Annotated in this window: 14 protein-coding genes; 1 reads left to right on the top strand and 13 read right to left on the bottom strand. The window is 65.0% G+C overall.

The genetic code is table 11. From position 1 onward, the window contains the following. Positions 1-13 precede the first annotated feature (13 nt). The 3 genes from C1878_RS11565 to C1878_RS11550 form a co-directional block, all read right to left on the bottom strand. A complete protein-coding gene (locus tag C1878_RS11565; RefSeq protein WP_114601779.1) occupies positions 14-940 on the bottom strand; it encodes a DUF6179 domain-containing protein in 927 nt (308 codons plus the stop codon). Beyond that, positions 933-1,592 carry a DUF6323 family protein gene (locus tag C1878_RS11560; protein WP_147272938.1) on the bottom strand — a complete coding sequence of 220 codons (660 nt, stop codon included), beginning with the start codon at positions 1,590-1,592 and terminating at the stop codon, positions 933-935. Before C1878_RS11560 ends, C1878_RS11565 begins: the two co-directional genes overlap by 8 nt. A gap of 291 nt (positions 1,593-1,883) precedes the next feature. Beyond that, complete coding sequence (locus C1878_RS11550; protein WP_114601777.1) at positions 1,884-4,655, bottom strand: hypothetical protein; 2,772 nt, start codon at positions 4,653-4,655, stop codon at positions 1,884-1,886. Between the two features lie 342 nt (positions 4,656-4,997). Here C1878_RS11550 and C1878_RS11545 point away from each other — a divergent pair, with 342 nt between their 5' ends. Next, a complete protein-coding gene (locus C1878_RS11545) occupies positions 4,998-7,577 on the top strand; it encodes a peptidase M6 (RefSeq protein WP_114601776.1) in 2,580 nt (859 codons plus the stop codon). A gap of 247 nt (positions 7,578-7,824) precedes the next feature. On the opposite strand, the gene C1878_RS11540 is transcribed toward C1878_RS11545, so the two are convergent. The 10 genes from C1878_RS11540 to C1878_RS11490 all read right to left on the bottom strand — a co-directional run bounded on the left by C1878_RS11540 (position 7,825) and on the right by C1878_RS11490 (position 19,714). After that, the gene (locus C1878_RS11540) at positions 7,825-9,378 is read right to left on the bottom strand and encodes a catalase (protein ID WP_114601775.1); all 1,554 of its coding nucleotides are present in this window, start codon (positions 9,376-9,378) and stop codon (positions 7,825-7,827) included. A gap of 354 nt (positions 9,379-9,732) precedes the next feature. Next, on the bottom strand, positions 9,733-10,671 hold the full coding sequence (locus tag C1878_RS11535) for an aldolase (protein ID WP_114601774.1): 939 nt from the start codon (positions 10,669-10,671) through the stop codon (positions 9,733-9,735). Positions 10,672-11,186: 515 nt separating this feature from the next. Then, entirely contained in the window at positions 11,187-12,200 is a 1,014-nt protein-coding gene (locus C1878_RS11530; protein ID WP_114601773.1) for a TM2 domain-containing protein, read from the bottom strand. Positions 12,201-12,391: 191 nt separating this feature from the next. After that, positions 12,392-13,204, bottom strand: coding sequence for a TVP38/TMEM64 family protein (locus C1878_RS11525; protein ID WP_241963718.1), 813 nt, complete (start codon positions 13,202-13,204; stop codon positions 12,392-12,394). 7 nt (positions 13,205-13,211) lie between these two features. Further along, positions 13,212-14,219 carry a PRC-barrel domain-containing protein gene (locus C1878_RS11520; RefSeq protein WP_114601772.1) on the bottom strand — a complete coding sequence of 336 codons (1,008 nt, stop codon included), beginning with the start codon at positions 14,217-14,219 and terminating at the stop codon, positions 13,212-13,214. A gap of 159 nt (positions 14,220-14,378) precedes the next feature. Beyond that, entirely contained in the window at positions 14,379-15,029 is a 651-nt protein-coding gene (locus tag C1878_RS11515) for a YtxH domain-containing protein (protein ID WP_114601771.1), read from the bottom strand. A gap of 151 nt (positions 15,030-15,180) precedes the next feature. Further along, complete coding sequence (locus tag C1878_RS11510; RefSeq protein WP_114601770.1) at positions 15,181-15,861, bottom strand: PspA/IM30 family protein; 681 nt, start codon at positions 15,859-15,861, stop codon at positions 15,181-15,183. A gap of 64 nt (positions 15,862-15,925) precedes the next feature. Next, positions 15,926-17,272 (bottom strand): hypothetical protein, encoded by a 1,347-nt coding sequence (locus C1878_RS11505; protein WP_114601769.1) that lies wholly within the window; start codon positions 17,270-17,272, stop codon positions 15,926-15,928. Positions 17,273-17,302: 30 nt separating this feature from the next. Then, the gene (locus C1878_RS11500) at positions 17,303-17,983 is read right to left on the bottom strand and encodes a PspA/IM30 family protein (protein WP_114601768.1); all 681 of its coding nucleotides are present in this window, start codon (positions 17,981-17,983) and stop codon (positions 17,303-17,305) included. A 738-nt stretch (positions 17,984-18,721) separates the two neighbouring features. Next, positions 18,722-19,714 carry a D-alanine--D-alanine ligase gene (locus C1878_RS11490; protein WP_241963717.1) on the bottom strand — a complete coding sequence of 331 codons (993 nt, stop codon included), beginning with the start codon at positions 19,712-19,714 and terminating at the stop codon, positions 18,722-18,724. Positions 19,715-19,738: the final 24 nt, after the last annotated feature.

Here is a 19,738-nt window from a genome sequence, read left to right as displayed (position 1 = left end):
GCCACACGCGCAGTCAGCGCACGAACACGCCGGTGAGCGCGTCGTGCGCGAGGGCGTTGCGCACCTGCGGCGTCAAGCCGGACGCGAGCCTTTCCACGTAACCGCGCACCGGCTCGTCGTCGGACGGACGCAAACCGGCCTCGTCGCACGCACGCGCCGCGGCGTTTTCCAACGCAACGCGCACCTGCCGCGCCGACTTCCCGCGCAACGAGGCCGCGATGCGCTCATAACCCGCATCGTCCACCCGCAGCCCCCGAACGTCGCACCCGGCAAGCGCGCAGCCAACGGCGTTCGTCGCCACCGGCTCGAACAGGTTCAGGATGAGCTCGCCATAGCCGGGATGCACGGCGCGCAGCACGCCCTTGCAGCGTTCGAGCTCAAACCGCTGCAGGAAGCGGTTCTCCAACAGAAGCCGCCCAAGGTACGTGTTCACGTAGCGCACGCCCTGCACCGTTTCCGGCACGGGCGCCGCCAGCGGGTAGTCGATGTCGGCCGGTATCTCGTGCGCGAAGAACCGCGGCGCGTAACGCGACCGGAAGCCGCGCAGGCTCTCCAGCGTGTCTTTCAACGCGACGCTCTCCAGCAGCGGCGTGGTAAAGGCAACCTCCCGCCACAGATCGTCCGTGCGCTCCGCCTCGCGCTCGACAAGGCGCACCTCTCGCTCGAACGCCTCCTCCGCGCCTTCCGCAACGATGGCCCGCATGAGGACGGGATCCGGGTCGTCGGGGTCGACGCCCAGAACGAAGCATGCCGATGCAAGCAACCGATGGGCGTCGTATTCGGGAAGCGAGCTGCTCTCGCCCAGCGTGTAGAGCGACACCTGCTTGGCCAGCACCCGCCAGAGGCCCGCTTGGAAGTCCGCCTCGCCGTCCGAGAACGAGGCAAGCTCCTTGTCGGCGCCGCGCCGTGCGGTTTCGCACGGGTCCGCCGCGTCAGCCAAGGGACGAGCCGCCGATGCGGCCGTTGTCGCCGAAGCCGATGCGGTAGACCTCGTCGTAGGCGTTGTAGAAATTGTCGGCGTAGTCGTTGCCGGGCCGCTCCCAACGCTCGTCGTCCAAGACGCGGCTGAATTCGTCGCGCACGTGCTCCTCGGCTCCTTCACGGGCCGCCTCCTCCTCGAACTCCTCGTTCTGCGTCTTCTCGTCGTAATCGCCGGCATGCACGCGCGCGACGTGCGCGCGCAGCGTTGCAAGAGGCAAATCAGCCAGCATGTCGGTCGATCCGGCCGCTTCGTGGTCGAACGCGTAGCGCAGCGCCGCCACCAGGTCGTCGTCGGCCATCGCCTCGGCCGCTTCGGAATCCTCCTTGCGACGGTAGAACACGTCCTGCACGTCGGCGATCGTTTCCTCGTAATTCTCCTGCGAAAGATAGGGGGAGTCGCAGAACCCCAGCACCAGCTCGCGCACCACGCCGCGCCCGAACTCCACGCGCCCCGTGGCACGCAGCGCCTCGCTGCGCCGCTCGGCAAGCCCCCGCGCCTGCTGCTCGGTCAACCGCAGCCCGTACTTCGCCGTCGCCTCGTTGCAGACGGCCAGATCCTCCCGCACAGCGGCTCCTTGCAGCTGCGGCGGAATCGACAGATCGAAACCCATGCGCATCACCTCGCACAGGGTTATACCGCGAACCGCGCACGTATGCACGACTCGACTTTCAGTGGGATTTATGGTATTATATGCCCTGTTGAAAGAGGAGAAATTACGGTTTCTCCTCTTTTTGCGTCCAAGCGGGAAACCGCTGATCCGCTAGAGGAACCACTCGATGTGCCCGCACTGCTGGCAGACGAGCACGGTGGCGTTGCGGTTAGCCCAGTCGAGGTCGAGGAACGTGAGGCCCGCCGTGTTGAGCTGCGCCTTGACCTGCCCGATTGCAGGCTGGTTCGCTCTTTACTCGGCGGACCGCCTCGCCTTCCGGGCCAAAAGAGCGGCTCCGCAGACGCCCAAGCCGGAGAGCAGTGCAGCGACAGCCAAAGGAAGCGCGCCGGCGTCGTCCCCCGTCGCGGGAATCGGCAAAGGAGCGGGTTTCCCGGAAGAAGCTCCACCCCCCGTAGGCGGAGAGGAGGGTGGATCGGCTGGGACGTTGCCGGGCTTGGAGATGTCATCGCCCGGTACGATTATTGCCGGAGTCACCGTGAGATCCGTGCGCGCGGACAGACCCTCGTACGGGGCGCTCTTGGTCGTAACCTCCAACGAGTGCGTTCCCACCGCGAGCGTGTTCAGGTAGCTTGCGGGCAGGTTGATGATGATGGAGCCATCGGCCGACGTGTACTCCGCGCCCTCCGTCAGCACGGTTCCGTCCAGCACGACTTGATCCAGGTTGAGGCTGGCCTTCACCGACAAGGAGGAGCCCACGGTAACCGTGGTGTCGGGAGCCTTCCCCTGCTCGAACGTGCTGCCAGGCGAAACGGCTATGGGAAGCGAGACGGTGAGCGACGCGGGGTCGCTGTGCAGAGTGATGTTCACGGCGCTGCTGGCCACCTTGCAGCGGTACAGGTTCCCGTTGTCCACGTCCACCAAAGCCGGCGTCGAGTACGTCTCCGAATTCGCACCGATCACGTCGGTCCACGTCGCACCGTCGTCGGTCGACTTCTGCCATTGGTAGCTCACCGCGCCGGTCGACGCCTCCGCCGCCACCTCGAAGGCCGCGGTCTCGTTGTAGAGCACGCTCGCGTCTTCGGGCTGCTTGGTGATGACGGGGCCGGGGGCTTGGGCGATGGCGACCGCATGGCCGGCCGCAGACGTCGATGAGGGAATCGACACCGAAAGGTTTCCCGAGGGCGCGACGTCCACCATATGATAGGAGTAGGTTCCCACGGGAACGCCGAAGGCGTCCGTCTCCACGACGGCCGCGTAGAACGGATCCGTCGCATTGGCTGCGGGAGGGTTCGTGATCTCCAGGTCGGTGGTTTCGTATTCCGGCCTGACCACCATGGACTCGAGGTACGTGAGGCCGGCGGCGGCAACGTCGGCTTTTATCGCCGTCCTGCCTGCGGCGCTCGGGTCGCCCACCGTCAGCTTCGCGTTGCTGCCCGCGTAATAGACGCTCTTCGCCTCGTCTTCGTAGTACACTTGGTCGGGACCCACCGTGGTCGGGGCGTCGCTGTTCAGCGTGACGGATCCCATGCGGGCCGTGCTGGTGGAACCCGTTTGGAGGGCGATGTCCTTGCCCTTCGTCGCAGCGCCCGAGCCGTTGCCGGCAAGGCTTCCGCCGTTCATGACGAACTGCGCGCCGCGCCTGAGGTAAACGCCGCTGCCGGAGCCGATCAGCGCCCTGTTGCCGGTGATGGTTCCGCCGTTCATGATGAAATCCGACGCCTGATCGATGTTCACGCCGGCTCCGGGGGAAAGGCTCGTGTTGCCCGATATCTCCCCGCCCTCCTCGAGCGTCGCCGTGGAGGGGGTGCCGTTGGCTTGAACGTACAGGCCGCCACCGCGACCGCTGCCGGAGTTGTTGACTATCTTGCCTTTGACAACCAGCGTCGAGCCTGTGTTGGCGTACACGCCGCCGCCGGTGTTGCCTCCGGAGTTGTTCGAGACCACGCCGTCGGGCCCGATGACGACGTTCCCGCCGTTGCTCGCGAGGGCCGTGGCATGGTTGCGGGAAAGCTCTCCGTTCATCTTCACGGTCGATTTTTCCGGGAAAATAGCGTAGCTGTACAGGTTGGTTATCGACGTTCCGCTCTGCATCTCGAAGGTCACGCTGTTGCCCTGAAGCCACACGCCGCCTTTTCTACTTTTGCCGCTCGCGTAGGAAGGCAGGTCCACGGTTATCAGGCTTCCGTTGGTCATGTTCACGTAGGCGCTCGGGTTGGTCGCGCGGACGGCGGACAAACCGCCGTAGTTCTTGAGCTGCGCGTTGTCGAGCGTCAGCGAACCCGCGTTGACGGCGTACAGGGCGACTATCGCGTCCTGCACGCGCTCGGTGTTCATGGTGTTCTCGGCACCCGAGCTGCCGCCCGCGGTGTCCTGGGCGGTGAACTGCGTTCCTTGGTACTTCCCCGCGTCGTCCAGAACGATGTTGGAAAGCGTGACGTTCGTGTCGCCCGTCAGCTCGATCATCGCCGGGTTGTACCACCTTCGGGCGGTATCTCGTATGGCGTCGAAGCTGTCTCCGCGCGTGACGGTGACCGGCGCGGACGTTGCGCTCGTTATCGTGAGGTCCTTGTCCGTTATGCGGGCGCACCCAGTGGCGACAACGTCGTCCATGACCACGACGGTGGATCCCGACGTCGCCACGGCGACCGCCTTCGCGAGCGACGCGAACGGAGCCGCAACCTCGCCGGTGCCCGCGGTGTCGTCGCCGGTTGATGACACGTACAACGTGGTCAGGGCCAGCGTGCCCGCGTCGGCTTCCAGCGGGGTGCTCGCCTGCTCGTTGGCGGCGAAGGCTTCGGGTAGGGGCGCAGGCACATCGTCGGTCGCAAGCGGATCATCCAATGCACTCGTGTCGTCCGTCGCGGCCCGATCGTCCGTCGCCGTCGGATCGGCGGTCGCGGTTTGATCGCCGGTCGCAGCGGGATGGTCGGCCGGAGAATCCTCGCTCGCATCGTCGGCGAACGCGAACGTCATGCCGCCCAACGACATCGCCAATGCGACGGCCAGCGCGACCGAGCCGGCTTTTGCCGCCTTTTCACGCAACCCGCTGCGCAAACATCCCATAATGCTCCCCTCGTTTCGCTTCCCTACGTGCGAAAGCTCGTTCGCACCGCATGTGCATACGCGTAGTCACGCACCTATATGCCACCAGCGAGATAATAGGTATTGACGCAACGCCGGCTTTGAATTTGTCCCGAACTGTAACTTATACGACATAAACGACGTTGCGCCCCGCGAGAACCGCTCCTGAAACAAGCGACGCGCGCTGCACGAACGGCGCGATAGACGGCACGAACGCCCCGCCCTGCGCACGTCCGCCAAATCGGATTGCGCTATGATATTCTCGTTTCATGTATCGCAAAATGGCTGCTGCCACGCATAGAGCCCGGTCGAAAAGAGAACGCCATGCAGCAAAAGACTCGCGAGATACCTCGTCCCGAGGGCCGCGTTTTCCTCTCCCTCCTTGTTCTGGCGATTGCGCTTTGCCTTGCGCCCGCCACAGCCTTCGCCGGACCCGCGTTGGAGGTCGAGCAGCGCTACGTACAACCCGACGGCACCACCTTCCAGGCCGGACAGCGCGGCGACGAGTACTTCCACTACGTCCGCACCACCGACGGCTTCCTCGTGCAGAAGAGTCCGTCCGACCAAACGTGGTATTACGTGAAGGACGCGGGCTCCGACTTCGCGTTCGGGCCGCGCGCCGACGGCGCCGCGCCGGAGAACGCGCTCACGCCCTCGGTGCTGGCGAACGACGCAGGCAAGAGAGCCTACGCTGCGCTGGGTGGAGGCACCTACACCGGCGCGTCGCACGAGACGGGCGACGTGGTGACGCTCAGCGACATCGAGGCCGTGCAGGGATCGTCCGACGCCAACGCCAACAACCTGCTGTCGGCAGCGCAAACCAAGACCTCGCTGCCGCTCATCACCATCGTCATCGGGTTCGAGAGCCCCGAAGGTCCCGAAGCCACCATCGAATACACGGACTCGAAGGGCAACAAGGCGCAGTGGCCCGCCGCCGAGCAGCGCTACCGCGACGACTACGATTGGCACGACCAGCTCTACGGCAGCGACAACAGCATCACCAACTACTACGCCACCATGTCGAACGGCAAGTTCGCCTGGGCGCCCGCCGCAGAAGAAACGAGCGAGTATGGCAAAGACGGCAACACCAACGTGCACGACAAAGCCGGCGACGGCATCATCCACGTGACGCTCGACCGCAACCACGGCAACTGGAAGGCCGCCGACTTCAAAAGCCCCGAAGCCGCCGACCAGCGCTCCATGTACGTGGATGCCCTCAACGAGGCTTCGAAGTACATCGACTTCGCGGCCTACGACGCGAACCACGACGGAAAGCTTGAGAAGACCGAGGCGGGGCTGCTGTTCGTCGTGGCGGGATACGAGGCCTCGGCGGGCTACAACGTGCCGGCAACGTGGGCCGTCTCGTGGGATTTGTCCAGCATGGACAAAGACAACTTCGAACCCGAAACGATCACCAACCCCCAAACGGGCAGCGAGGTCACGCTCGACTCCTACATCACCATGGGCGAAACCTTCAAGATCTCGGATTTGGATTCGGAGGGGCACGAGGTGGTCGTTTATCCCGCACAGCGAACGCCTGTTAGCACGGTGGCGCACGAGCTGGGACATTACCTGGGGCTTCCCGACCTGTACGACGTCCGCTACTCCGCCAACAGCGGCGGAACCGTCGATGAATACCCTTGGATCGACTACGACGTCTATGCGACCAGCCTGATGGCAAGCGGAAGCTGGGGCAGATACGACGAGAACGGCGTCACCGTGTTCACCCCGGTCGGCCTCGACCCGTACTGCCTGGCGGCGCTCGAGTACATCGAGCCCGTGGACGTAACCTCCGACGGCACGTACGACGTGTCCGCGCACCAGAGCAGCGAAGGGTATCGGTGCCTGCGCATCCCGGCGAGCTCCGAGGGCGAGTACTACCTGGTGGAGAACCGCCAATACGAGGGCTTCGACAAAGGGTTGACGGGTTACTACCGCCAAGCGGGGCACAAGGGGAATCCGAATTACTACAATGAAACGGGCGGCATCGTCGTTTGGCACATCGACCAAGGGGTCGTAAGCGAGCGTGATTTGCTCGCCCAAAACACCGACATAAGGAACACCGTGAACACGGTCGACCACCGACCGGGCGTCATGCCCGTCTACTTGGAAGGGACGCCGTACCACGACGGCCTGCCGATGAAGTATCGCCCGTTCTACAACGCCGCCGTCTGCACGGAATTCGGCTTCGCCGACGACGTCCTGCCACTCCTGCTCTACGACGGCTGCGAAACGCCCGCCGGGCGCGTCGACTCCGGCATCTCCCTAACGGTGGGCGACGCCGCCGGCGACACCATGAGCGTGACGGTGGACCTGCCGGAAGAATACGAGCCTTCCTACGAGGAGCGCACGCTGGCCGCCGACCTTGCCGGCGCGCACGTCGAGGTTTCGGGGGCGTTCTCCGCGAACGCCGAGGCCGTCATCGCGCTCTCGGCCCTTGCTGACGGGCAGATCGCAAAGCTCGCAACGGCATCCGACCAGTTGGGCGAGCTCATTACCGGCGCGAACGTGTCGGTCGTCGATGCGACGACCGGAGAAGACGTCCCGTACACCGGCGCGCTTTCCGTGTCGTTCTCGGTCGATGCCAGCCACGAGGGCGAGACCGTATGGATGGTCCACCAGAAAACCGACGGCTCGCTCGAAACGACGAAGGCCGTCGTGCAGAACGGCCGCGCGGGCATGACCGTAGACGAACTTTCGCCCTTTGCCGTGTTCGAACAGAAAGCGGAGATCGTCGACGACGGCTCGAGCGGCGCCCAGCCCTCCGCCGGCAACGACGGGTCCAACGTCAAAGAGCTTCCCAAGTCGGGCGACGGCCAGCGCATCGCCGTCATTGCAGGGCTGGCGCTCGCCGCCGCCGTTGCGCTGACGGCTTCGCGCGTCCGCATCCGCCGCAGCAGATAAGGGGCGCGCCTTCTACGCGTCGCGATCCTTTCCGCGAGCGGGCCCGTCAGCGAAGCTGTCCATGAAGGGGAATTCGCCTCGTCGCTTAATACTTCGGCGAAGGATTAAGCGACTATTTCGGCGGCAGGAAAAGCAAGTCGCCCCTGCCGAAAGAAATGGGCAGAGGCGGCCGATGCAAATGTCCTAAATGGGTGTCCTAAATGGAGACAGTCCCCATTTAGGACATTTTAAGGAGGAGGATAGAGAGCTACACCTTCACCTCGCCGCCCTTCTTGCGGGCGGGGACCTGCTGGCCGGTGGCGGCCATGCGCTCCTCGTGCGTCATCGCGGCGAGCTCGTGCACGCGGTTAGCATCCACGCCCAGCGCCTCGGCCAAGCGGTCGCCGTACTCGGGGTCGGCCTTGTAGCAATGGGCCGCATGGCGCAGGCGGATGTTCTCCGTGACGCCGTCCATGTTCCGCGCCGTGTTGTCGATGAGCGCGGCACGCTGCGGCTCTTCCATCAGGCGGTACAAGTCGCCCGGCTGGTAGAACGTGTCGTCGGTGGGGTCATCGGCGGGGTCCCAGGCGTCCATCGGGCCGAACAGGTCCAGCGGCGGCTCGGCCGCGTCGGCCTGCTGCTGCCATTGCCCGTAGCTGTTGGGCTCGTAGCCTATCGTGCCGCCGAAGTTGCCGTCGGTGCGCATCTGACCGTCGCGATGGAATTCCGCGTAGGGGCAGCGCGGACGGTTGACCGGAATGTGGTTGTGGTTCACGCCCAAACGGTAACGCTGCGCATCGCCGTACGCGAACAGGCGGCCCTGCAGCAGCTTGTCGGGCGACAATCCGATGCCCGGCACCAGGTGCGTCGGCGCGAACGCGGCCTGCTCCACCTCGGCGAAGTAGTTCTCGGGGTTGCGGTTCAACTCGAGGGTGCCCACCTCGATGAGCGGGAACTCCTTGTGGCTCCACGTCTTGGTGATGTCGAACGGGTTCTCCTTGTAGTTCCTCGCCGTCTCCTCGTCCATCACCTGGATGGAGAACGTCCACTTGGGGAACTCGCCGCGCTCGATGGCGTTGAACAGGTCGCGCTGGTGGCTCTCGCGGTCGCCCGCGATGATCTCGGCCGCCTCTTCGTCGGTGAGGTTCTTGATGCCCTGCTGGGTCTTCAGGTGGAACTTCACCCACGTGCGCTTGTTGTTCTCGTCGATGAGCGAGTAGGTGTGGCTGCCGAAGCCGTGCATGTGGCGGTAGCTGGCCGGGATGCCGCGGTCGGACATGACGATGGTCACCTGGTGCAGCGCCTCGGGCAGGCTGGACCAGAAGTCCCAGTTGCTCTGCGCGGAGTGCATGTTGGTGCGCGGGTCGCGCTTCACCACATGGTTGAGGTCGATGAACTTCTTGGGGTCGCGCAGGAAGAACACGGGCGTGTTGTTGCCCACGAGGTCCCAGTTGCCGTCGGGCGTGTAGAACTTCATGGCGAAGCCGCGGATGTCGCGCTCGGCGTCGGCCGCTCCGCGCTCGCCGGCCACGGTGGAGAAGCGCACGAACACCTCGGTCTCGGCGCCCGGCTGGAACACCTTGGCCTTCGTGTACTTGCTGATGTCGCCCGTCACCTTGAACGTGCCGTAGGCGCCCGAGCCCTTCGCGTGCATGCGTCGCTCGGGGATGACCTCGCGGTCGAAGTGCGCGAGCTTCTCGATCATCCAGTTGTCCTGGAGCATCATGGGGCCGCGCTCGCCCGCGGTCAGCGTATGGTTGTTGTCGGCAACGGGATTGCCCGCTTCGTTGGTGAGCTTCGTGGTATCGGTACGGTCAGTCATGGTTTCGTCCCCTTTTCATCGTTGGGTGAAAACGTTGGGCAGAACTTTGGGCGTTCTGCTTTTCGATGGGTTCATCGTACACGCGAACGGGTAAGAAATACTAGAGTTATTGAGATTCATTCTCAATAAGTACATAGTTCCATAAATGAAAATGAATTTTCCATCTCATGTTTCACGTGAAACGCTCAAATGTTTTGAGAAAACTAGGAGATGTACGAAAAATTCTCAAACGCTTTGACAATTGCAGTAAAGGACGTATGAAGACTTGCCAGCGGCAACCGTCGCCCCGCGAAAAAGCGCCCCCTGCGCGATGTGCGGAGGGGGCGCTGATGGAAACGCGAGAACCGGTGCGACTTACAGCGAGAAGTCCTTCTCGCCCTTGAACACGGCCAGAGCGTCGGCCACGGAGTAGTCGGCCAGCGTGATGGCGCTGATGGCCTTCGTCAGACGGACGGCCTCGTCCAGCGAGCGCTGGTGGATGTTGCGGCCGGTGGCGTTGCCCACGGCGCCGCCCGTGTGGATCTGGTCGTAGAGCTGCGTGAGGAACGTCTCGGCGTCCACCGTCGAGCCGCCGGCGCACACGAGGCCCGTGCGGCCGGACGCCATCGTAGCCACCTTGAGGGCCTCGGCCGAAGCCGTGCCGTCCTCGGGCTTCGGCGGGTTCACCTTCACGAAGTCGGCACCAAGGCACAGGGCCACGCCCGCAGCACCCGCGATGAGGGCCGGGTCCTTCTCGGCCGTGACGGCCTTGCCGCGCGGGTAGATCCACAGCACGACCAGCAGGCCGTTGGCGTGAGCCTGGGCGATGAGCTCGCCGGCCTCGGCCATCATGGTGGACTCGTACTCGCTGCCCAGGTAGATGGTGTAGCCGATGCCCACCACGTTCACGCCGGCCTCGCGCATGGCCAGCACGGCGTCCAAGTCGTAGAGCTGCGGCGAATAGGGATCGTCCTGCTTCGTGCCCACGAGGTTCGTCTTGGAGTTCATCTTCACAAGGTAGTTGATCTCGGGATAGTCGGCGGCGTACTGAGCGATGAGCCCGCGCTGGCCGGCGAGCACGCCGCACACGCCCTGGCGGCCGATCTCGAAGAGGTGCTGAGGCTCGGCGTCGGCGATGTCGATGCCCTCGCCGTAGAAGTCCTTGTTGAGGTGCTCGATCTTCTGGTCGCACGCGAACAGCATGAGACGACCCGTGCCGCGCGTGGCCTTCAGGTAGTTCTCGATGTACTCGTCACGGGACTCCGGCATGACGTCGGCCGGCACCCTCACCTGATCACGAGTAATTTGGGGCATGATTTCCTCCTTATAGGATCTCAGTCGCAAAGGCAACGCTGCCTTAATCGATGCCGTTATTCTAGCCAATGGGGGGAACCGTCCGCGCCGATTCACCGAAAAACCGGGGAACTATCAGGCGAGCGGGCGGTTACCGCACGGGAGCCGCAAGGCGCGAGAAGAGACGCCCAGGTCGACCGTAGGGGCGCTCTCCAGAGCGCCCGTTCGCGCGCAGCGCGAAAACAACCGCGCAGGTCGCCCTGGCAGGCAAGCGCAGCGACGCCTGCCATGCGGCCGGAGGCCGCATAACGGCCGCGCAGGTTGGCGTAGTAAGTCAGCGAGGATGGTCCTCGCCCCTGTCATCCTGAGCGAAGGCCGCAGGCCGAAGTCGAAGGATCCCGGGCGGCGGTAGCTGCAAATGCCACGGCTGTCGCCGCACGGGATCCTTCGACTGCGCTCCCTGCGGTCGCTCCGCTCAGGATGACAACAGAGAGCCGGCCGCTCCACTTAGGGTGTCCCGCCAGGCCGCCGGAACCTTAGAACCATTCGCGCTTGTTCACGACGTAGATCTGCTCGAACTCGGATTGGGACTTCGTCAGGTAGAGAATGCCCTCGATGATGCCGATGACCCACATGACGCCGCCTGCCAGGCCGAACGTGAACAGGCTGCCCAGGATGGTGACGGCGAGCATGATGAAGCCGGCCGTGTTGTATCCCAGATAGAACTTGTGGATACCCAGCGCGCCCAGGAAGATACCCAGCAAACCTGCGGCCACGTGGTCTTTCGTCGCTATGACGGGTTGCTGGTAGTACGGCTGCTGGTAACCGTAGTACGGTTGCTGGGGAGGAACCGCGCCCGGGCCCGCGTGCGGCGTTTGCCCGTAACCGGGCGCCGCATAGCCGCCGTAGGGCTGCTGAGGCTGCTGGTAGTAACCCTGCGAGGACGCGGGCGGCACGGGGCCTGGCTCCGCAGAGGGCGCTGGCGGCGTGTACGGCACGCCCGAGGGGGTCGCCGGTTGAGAGCCGGAGGCCGGACCCGGAACAGGCGCCGTCGTGTAGGGCACCCAATCGGGCGTCGGCTCGGATTGGGCGGAAGAGGCCGCCGCACCAGTTGAGGGCATGGCTGCGGAATCGGTCGGAGACCCTTCGGAAACCTCCCCTTCGGCAGGGCCGGCCGCCGTCGCAGAAGCGGCCTTCGCGTCGGCATCCGCCTCGCCCACAGGCTCATCGGCGTCGTCTTCGTCGAGGGCGGAATTGGCTTCGACGCGCGAAGCGAGGTCTTCAACGGGCACGGCGACATGCTCCACCACAACGCCTTCGACCTCGCCCGTTTCGTCGACCATTACGGCCGCGACCTCCAGCTCGTCCACGAGCACGTCGCTCGAAGCGGAGTCGGCGCCCGGCTGTACGGCGGGATGCTCCCCTTTCAGCTCGGCGAGGCGCGCGCGGGCGGCCTCGAGCGTTTCCTGGGCGGCGCGAAGCTCGGCCTCTGCGGCGACGACCTCGTCGTTTACGTTGGTGTTCTGAGTATTCTGCTCGTTGAGGTTCATGATGTAGCCTCTCTATCGTGAGGTTTCGAGGTATCTAGCGCCATGGTATCCGGCACCGCCGGTTTTGTCGATAACCTGTCACCTTGATATTGCTATCTGTATACTATCTTTAAGGTTTGCGTTGCCGAATGTTTCGAAAACGCGCTTACCGGCAGCTGTTCAGAGGCGCATCTCGGCCACATCGCGCGATCCTATTTGTCGCGATGCGAGTGCCTTTCCAAGAACTTCATGATGCGTTTCTGAAACACGATCCCCAGCACCGCGATAAGCGCGGCCACGGCGAAGATGATGGCGCTTTCCAGAATGCGCCCGTCCACGAGTCCGTCGGCCGCATACGTGGACACGATGACACCGGGGACGCGGCCGACGTTCGATAGGATGAGGAACGTGCGCATGCGCATGTCGGTCAGCGGCACCAGATAGGTGAACACGTCCTTCGGCAAACCGGGAATCAGGAACAGGATGAACACGACTATGTTCAGCTTGCCCGTCTTCTCGAAGGCGCGGAACTTCTCCAGGTACTTCGTGGGCACCATGTTCTGCACGAAGGGCGCGCCCAGCTTGTGCACGAGCGCGAAGATGAACGCGCTGGAGATAACGCAGCCCAACAGGATGATGAGCGCGCCGAGCCACGGCCCATACAGCATGCCGGCAGCGATCTGCACGACCTCGCCGGGAACGAACGCGACCACGACCTGCAAGAACTGCAGCCCCAACAGAATGAGGAAGCCCACGGGACCCGCGCCGCGCACATCGGCGATGACGCGATCGATCCCGCCCGGCTCGAATATATCGGCGACGTACGGCCAGATGAGCACGCAGATCAGAACCATGATGGCGAAGAACGCGATCAGGCCGACGAACTTGAAGATGTCGCCCTTCTCCATCTTATGGCCGTGGACGGTCGTTTCCTGCTGCGCCTTCTCGTGCAGCTCGTGCTTGCGTTCGACAGCCTTCTGCTTCAGCTTGCCGGTTTCCGAGGTATGCGGGGATCTTTGCGTCAAGGTATGCCTATTCGTCGTGGCGCGCTTTGTCGTACTCTTCTTTGAACGCGGAGAACATGCCCTTCTTGGAAGCCTGTTTCTGGGCGGGCTTCTTCTTGGCCGTCGACGCCGCCGGCTTCGCGGCCGTCGGCTGCTTCGCGGAGGCCGCCTTCTTGACGGGCGCGGGCGATGCGGCTTCGTCGTCGGCCTTCTCGATGGCGGTCTCCTTGGCGGGCTTCGGACCGCGCGCCTTGTCGTACTCTTCCTTGAAGCCGGAGAACATGCCCTTGGTGGCGGCGATCTGCTTGCCGGTGGCGTAGGCGCCCTTGTTCACCACTTCGCCCGTTTTCTTCGCGGCGGCGCTTGCCACCGGTTTTGCCTTGTCGACGGCGGTGTGGGCCTTGTCAACCACCACGGCCGTGGCCTCGCCGGCCTTCTCGGCCAAGCCGCCCTCCACCGCGATGTCGCGCGCTTCGTCGGCCACGAGGATGGCGCCGAGCACCACGTCGTCGGCCTCCTGCCCTTCCTCGCCGGTACGCGCCAACGCCGCGCCCATGCCGCGTTTGAAGCCTTTGACAAGATCGGCGGATATCTCTCGTTTGCCCAGCAGCGCGTTGGCCGTGGCGCCGCTGTCAGTGGTGATGCCTTCGATGACCCCGGTCGAGCGATTGAGCGTCACGGAGCCCACCACGCCGAGCGTTTCTCCGTCCTCGGTCATGACGGGCAGCCCCACCCACAGCACGCAGGCGTCCCAATCGACGCCGAGTTCTTTGCAGGCGGCCCGGTTGGTGGCCGTCGGCTCGTTGCGCACCACGATGCGCCCGTCCTCCACGTCGAATCCGTTGATGGAAACGAACAGGTCCTTGCGGTGGAACATCCACAGCAGGTCGGGGCGTTTCACGACGAAGCCGACGACGCGCTTCTCCTTCGGGTGGAACACGAAGCGGCGCACCTTGCCGATGCGCCTCGTGCCCTTCTTCCCGCCGACGACGCGCACGCCCATGAGCTCGTCGGTCGTGATCAGTTGCTTGGCCATGTCTACTCTTCCCCCAAACGCGTGCGGCGCGAAGCGGTCGCGACGCTCTCACGCCGCAGCGGCCGAAAGCACGCCGATGACGCGAAAACGGCGAGCGAAAGCCGAGCGACTGGTGCACCGCTCGGCTTCACGCTTCGCCGCCTTCGTTTGTGCAAGCTGCTAGTATTCCTTCTTGCCTTCCGCGATGTCGGAGCCGCCCGGCTGACCCGGCACGGCGTAATCGGGAAGCTCGGTCTTCGACTCCTTGCCGTCGCCGGCGACCTTGTCGGCGGCCGTCTCGAAAGCGTCCTTCGCCTTGTCGGCCACGTCCTCCGCTTTGTCGGCCACGTTGTCCACCGTCTCGTGCGCGGCGTCGGCCGCCACGGGAATCTTGTCGCTCACGGCGTCATGGGCCTGTTCGGCGTTCTTGGCCACCTGGGCAGCGATGCGCTGGCGGGCGGCTTCGATCTTCTCGCGCAGATCGTCGTTCTTCTCGGAGAACACCGGCTTGATGTTGTCGGCGGCCTCCTGCACGCGCGCGCTGGCGGCGCCGTAAAGCTCCTGGCCCTTGGCCTGCGCGGTCTGCACGGCCTGCTGGCCCTTGGCGGCCACGTCGTGCGCGACTTCCTGGCCCTTGGCCGTGGCGCCCTGGTACGCCTGCTGCGCGTTCGCGCTCGCCTGGGCGCCCAGCTCTTGGGCCTCGCCCCATGCGGCGTTCACCTTGTCCGTGACCATGGCGCGCGTCTCATGACCCGCGCGGGGAGCGTACAGCAGCGCGACGGCGGCGCCTATCAGACCGCCGGCGAGAAAGGATCCGAATTTGTTGCCCATATCTGCCTCCTAAAGGATGTTCTGGACGTTTGTCGATTTACCCATTATAGGGGCAGCCACCTTCCGGCGGTACGGAATACACGAGCGCTCTATGATTCAGTTGCCTTTTCGTTGCCGCGCCTCAACACGACCCGCAGCCTGGCCTTTGTTTTTACAGCCCCATCTCCGCCTTCAGCTTGGCGAGCTCGTCCTCCACGGCCGCGTCGTTGCCGGCGGCGGCGTACTTCGCCTCGAGCGCGGCCGCGTCGTCCACCGGCTTCGCGTTGAGCTCGCTCATGGCGTTGGAGCGGTCGAGCATGCCGTCGGCCTTTGCCTCCATGCGCGCGAACGCGCCCATGGCCTCGGCGCTCTTGTCCACGCCCGACGCGATGTCGTTCACCTTGTCCTGCGTCTTGGCCACGGCCACTTTGGCCTTCACCGCGTCGCGGCGGCCGTTGAGCTCCTCGATGTCGCTCACCAGCTTGTCGTACATCTGGCGCATCTTGGCTGCGTTCGCGCAGGCGGCCTCGTACGATTCCTGCAGGCTGGCCGTGCGGGCGTCGAGCTGCTGCTTCTTCGCCAGAAACGTGCGGGCGTCGGCCTCGTTGCCGGCCGCCAGCGCCTTGCGTGCCAGGTCGTCGTACTTCGCCACCTCGGCGGCGTTCTCGTCCACCAGGCGCTTCGTGCGCTTTTCCTCGGCCATGACGCCGGCGGTCTCCTGCTTCACCTCGGCGAGGTCCTCGGTGAGGTTGCGCAGGTACTGGTCGATCATCTTCGCGGGGTCCTCGCACTTGTCGAGCAGGTCGTTGATGTTCGCCTTGATGATGTCGGTGAATCGATCGAGTATTCCCATGGTTACCGCTCTCCTGTCTTGCATCGTGTATGGTATCCCCGCGCTTCGGCGGGGTCGTTCCCTGTTAGGCGCCGGGCTGCTGGGGTGGCGGCGCGGAGGTCTCGGAAGGTGCCTGCGCTTGCGCCGACGGCTGGGCAGGCGCGGCGTTGGCGGGCGCCTGGGGTGGCGCTTGCTCGTACTTGCGCGAGAGCTCCTCCACATCCTGGTCCCCGAACTTCTCCAGCGGGGTTCTGAGCAGCTCCTCTTGGAGCTGGCGCGCTCGCTCCTTCTCTTGCCTCTTCGTGCGCATCACCCGGTACGCCACGTACGCCAGCACGATGACGAGCACCACCACCAGGGACACCACGGCGTTGTACACGGTTTCGTCCTTCTCCATGATCGTTTTCGCCGTATCGGCGAACGCCTTGGAGAATATCTCCTCTTCGTCGAGCGAGTAATTGCGGTAGTTCTTGTCGAGGTTGGCGGCCAGCACGTCGACGGCCGCGCCGTCCATGACGGAGCGCGCCTGCGAGCCCATCGCGTAGCCGCAGTTGAACCCTCCATCGCCATCGTCGCAGAACACGAGCAGGAAATGGCCCTCGTCCGAGAACAGCTCGTCGTAACGCTGCTCGGCGAGCGCGCCCAGCTCCTGCGTCGAGGTGGTCGTGCCGTTCGGCAGTATGTACACGTAGGGTTGCACGCCGGTTTGCCGATAGAAATCGAGCAGGCCGTTCTCGAGCTTGCCCGGGCTGTGCACCCAATCGCCGTCCTCGTCGGTGTAGTAACCGGTCTCGACGACGGCCGATGCGGCCAGCGGCTCGCGCTCGACGATGGGCGTGCCGTCGATCTTCGTGCCCGCGCACGAGAACGCCAGGCTCACCACGGAAGACAGCACTATCAGCACGCCCAGCACCAGCAGGACGGTGGAGCAGCCGCAGCCCTTCTTCGACGAGCCCGCTCCGGCGCTCGGCGCACCGGCAGAGGGCGGAGCGTAGGAAGGCGCGTTGCCGGGATAGGGAGAAGAGGGGTACGTGCCGGGAGCGCCGCCGTTGGGAGGCGCGCCGTACCCCGGCGCGTTGTTCGGGGCGTTGTCGTAAGGCGCCCCGGAACCCGCGGGGGGATAACCGTTCGGCGGGTAGCCGTAGCCCGGAGCGTCCCCGCGCGGAACGTCGCCGCCGCGTTTCCGCCCCCGATTTATGAAGATCGGCACGATGGGGCCTATGTTGAAGCCGCCCGAGCCGCGATTCCGCGATCCGCCGCCAGACCCCGAACCTCCCGAGCTGCCGCCGGAGAAGAGCGACCTTCCGCCCGAGCCTCCGGACGAGCGCCCTCCGGAGAACCCGCCCGACGAACGGCCGCCTCCCGAGAAGCCGCCGCCGGAACGCCCTCCTCCGGAACGGCCGCCCGAGCCTCCCCCTCCCGATCTACCCATCGCGCCTCCCTTTTCCGCGCGCCGTCGGCGCTACAGGCCCATTTCCGCTTTGAGCGCGGTCAACTCGTCCTCGACCGCCGCGCTGCCGCGCATGCCGGCGTACTTCGCTTCGAGAGCCGCGGCCTCATCTGCCGGGCCTTGGTCGAGCTCGGCGGCGGCGTTCGCCCGATCGAGCAGCGTATCGGCGGCATCCTCCATGCGGTCGAACGCGTTCAGCGCGCCCGACGCCTTCTCGGTGCGGGGCGCGTACTCGTTCACCAAGTCCTGCGTTTTTGCCACGGACACCTTGGCTTTGATCAGCTCGCGGCGCGCGTTGAGCTTCTCGATGTCGTCCACCAGCTTGTCGTGCAGCTGGCGCATCTTGCTCGCATTGTCGTGCGCCGCCCCGTAGATGACGGCCAAGTCGGCGCCTTCCGCTTCCAGCTCCTGCTTCTTCGTCAGGAACACGCGCGCGTCGTCCTCGTTGCCGGCTTCCAGCGCCTTGCGGGCAAGCCCCGCGAAGCGCGCGATCTGGCCGTCGTTCTCGTCCACCAGGCGCTTCGTGCGCGTTTCCTCGGCCATGACGCCGGCGGTCCCCTGCTTCACCTCTATCAGGTCTTCCGTGAGGTCGCTCAGATACTGGTCGATCATCTTCGAGGGATCCTCGCACTGGTCGAGCAGGTCGTTGACGTTCGCCTTGGCGATGTCGGAAAAACGGTCCAGAATGCCCATCGTCTATCCCTCTCCTGTCTGACGCTCCGTCGGCGCCTCCTGCGAAATACCGCCTTCGCATGCACCGCGCCGTACCCGACTCTCGGCAAAAGTGTAGCATAGCGGTGTGAATCAACACCGGAGATCGCATAGGCGAACGCGCTTTCGGCACGTCGCCCGACCGACGGCTTTATTGCGGAACGCCCGGTTCCGCGTCGGCCGACTCGTATTTGCGCGCGAGCTGTTCTACGTATTCGTCGCTGAATTTCACAAGCTGGGCTTGAGGCGGCACCTCTTTGCGGGGCGTCTCGACGGGAACGCCCCCCGCATACGACCCGGCCAAGGGAGGCCCGACCTGGGGCGGTGCCGCAGCCAGCGGCATCATGACGGGGGGTACGCGTTTCGCCATGCGCCTCTTGCTCACCAAGGCGTAGACGGCTACGGCTATTGCCAAAGGAGGGATCGCAAGGAAAAGTGCGGCTAGGACGTAGGCTAGCGCATACCCCAAGTTGAAGGCGAATTGGTAGACCGGATCGTCCGGATCGCCTCTTTCGGCAGGGGAAGGCTCCGCTTGATCGGCGGCGAAAGCCGTCCCGGACGGGTCGAGCCGCTCTCGACAGCCTGCGCAACCGGCAACGCGGGCTCCGCAGCAACGGCAAACGGAACGAGCGCGCACAGCGACAAGCCGAGCGCGACAAGCACAGACAGAAAGAGTGCGCGGTATGTGCGTGCACGCAAGGACATAACCCCACGCTGCCCTTACTTCGCGTACTGGCTCACCAGTTCGTTCAGAACGCCGGACAGGGAAAGGCCGGCGGCGGCGCAGGCGGCGGGGAACAGCGAGTTCTCCGTCATGCCGGGCGACACGTTCACCTCGAACACACGGGCTTGGGCGCCGTCCCAGATGAGGTCGATGCGGGCGAGGTCGCGCGCGTTGTAGGCGCGGTAGACCTCCAGCGCGGCGCGCTCGATCTCGGCGCGGATGGCCTGCGCGTCGCCCTCGTCATCGGAGAGGGAGGACGGACGCACCGGCGCGATGTAGTCGACCGCGTTGGGATCGAGGCGGGCGGCGGTGTCGTACAGGCCCTGCTTCGGCACGATCTCCACCGGCGGCAGCGCGTAGGCGTCCCAGCCGGTGCCCAGCACCGACACGGCCATCTCCACGCCTTCCACCCATTGCTCGATGACCACGGCCTCGTCGAACGACAGCGCGTCGAGGATGGCCTCGCCCAGGTCGTCGACGGAGTCCACGCGGTGCACGCCCAGGGCCGAGCCACCGTGCGCGGGCTTCACCGCCACGGGGTAGCCGCCTATCACGCGCTCTTCCACCAAGTCGAGCGCCGTTGCGGCGCCCATGTCCTTGAACGCGTCGCGCGCGATGTAGAGGCCCTGCGGCCACGAAGCCACAGGCGCCTCGCCGGTGATGGCGCGGTACGTGGCCAGTTCGTAGTGCATGGAGTCCTTGTTCCACGTGCGATGGCACACGTGCGACGGAGAGCCGATGAAGGGGATGCCCACGAACTCGAGCAGGCTCTGGATGGTGCCGTCCTCGCCGTGCTTGCCGTGCAGGGCGCTGTAGCACACGTCGGGACGCTCGCTGCGCAGTGTGGGAACGAGGTCGCTCGTGGTGTCCAGCGGCACCACCTTGTGCCCGGCCTCCTCGAGCGCCGCGCATACGTTCTTGCCGCTGGCCAGCGAGAACTCGCGTTCGAACGACGCGCCGCCCATCAACACTGCAACTTTCATGCCCATGTCGTTTCCTTCCACCTGTTCAAC

This window comes from Gordonibacter sp. 28C (assembly GCF_003339845.1).
GTDB lineage: Bacteria > Actinomycetota > Coriobacteriia > Coriobacteriales > Eggerthellaceae > Gordonibacter.
The sequence above is the reverse complement of the archived record's forward strand: the minus strand, read 5'-3'. Positions and strand labels throughout refer to the sequence as shown.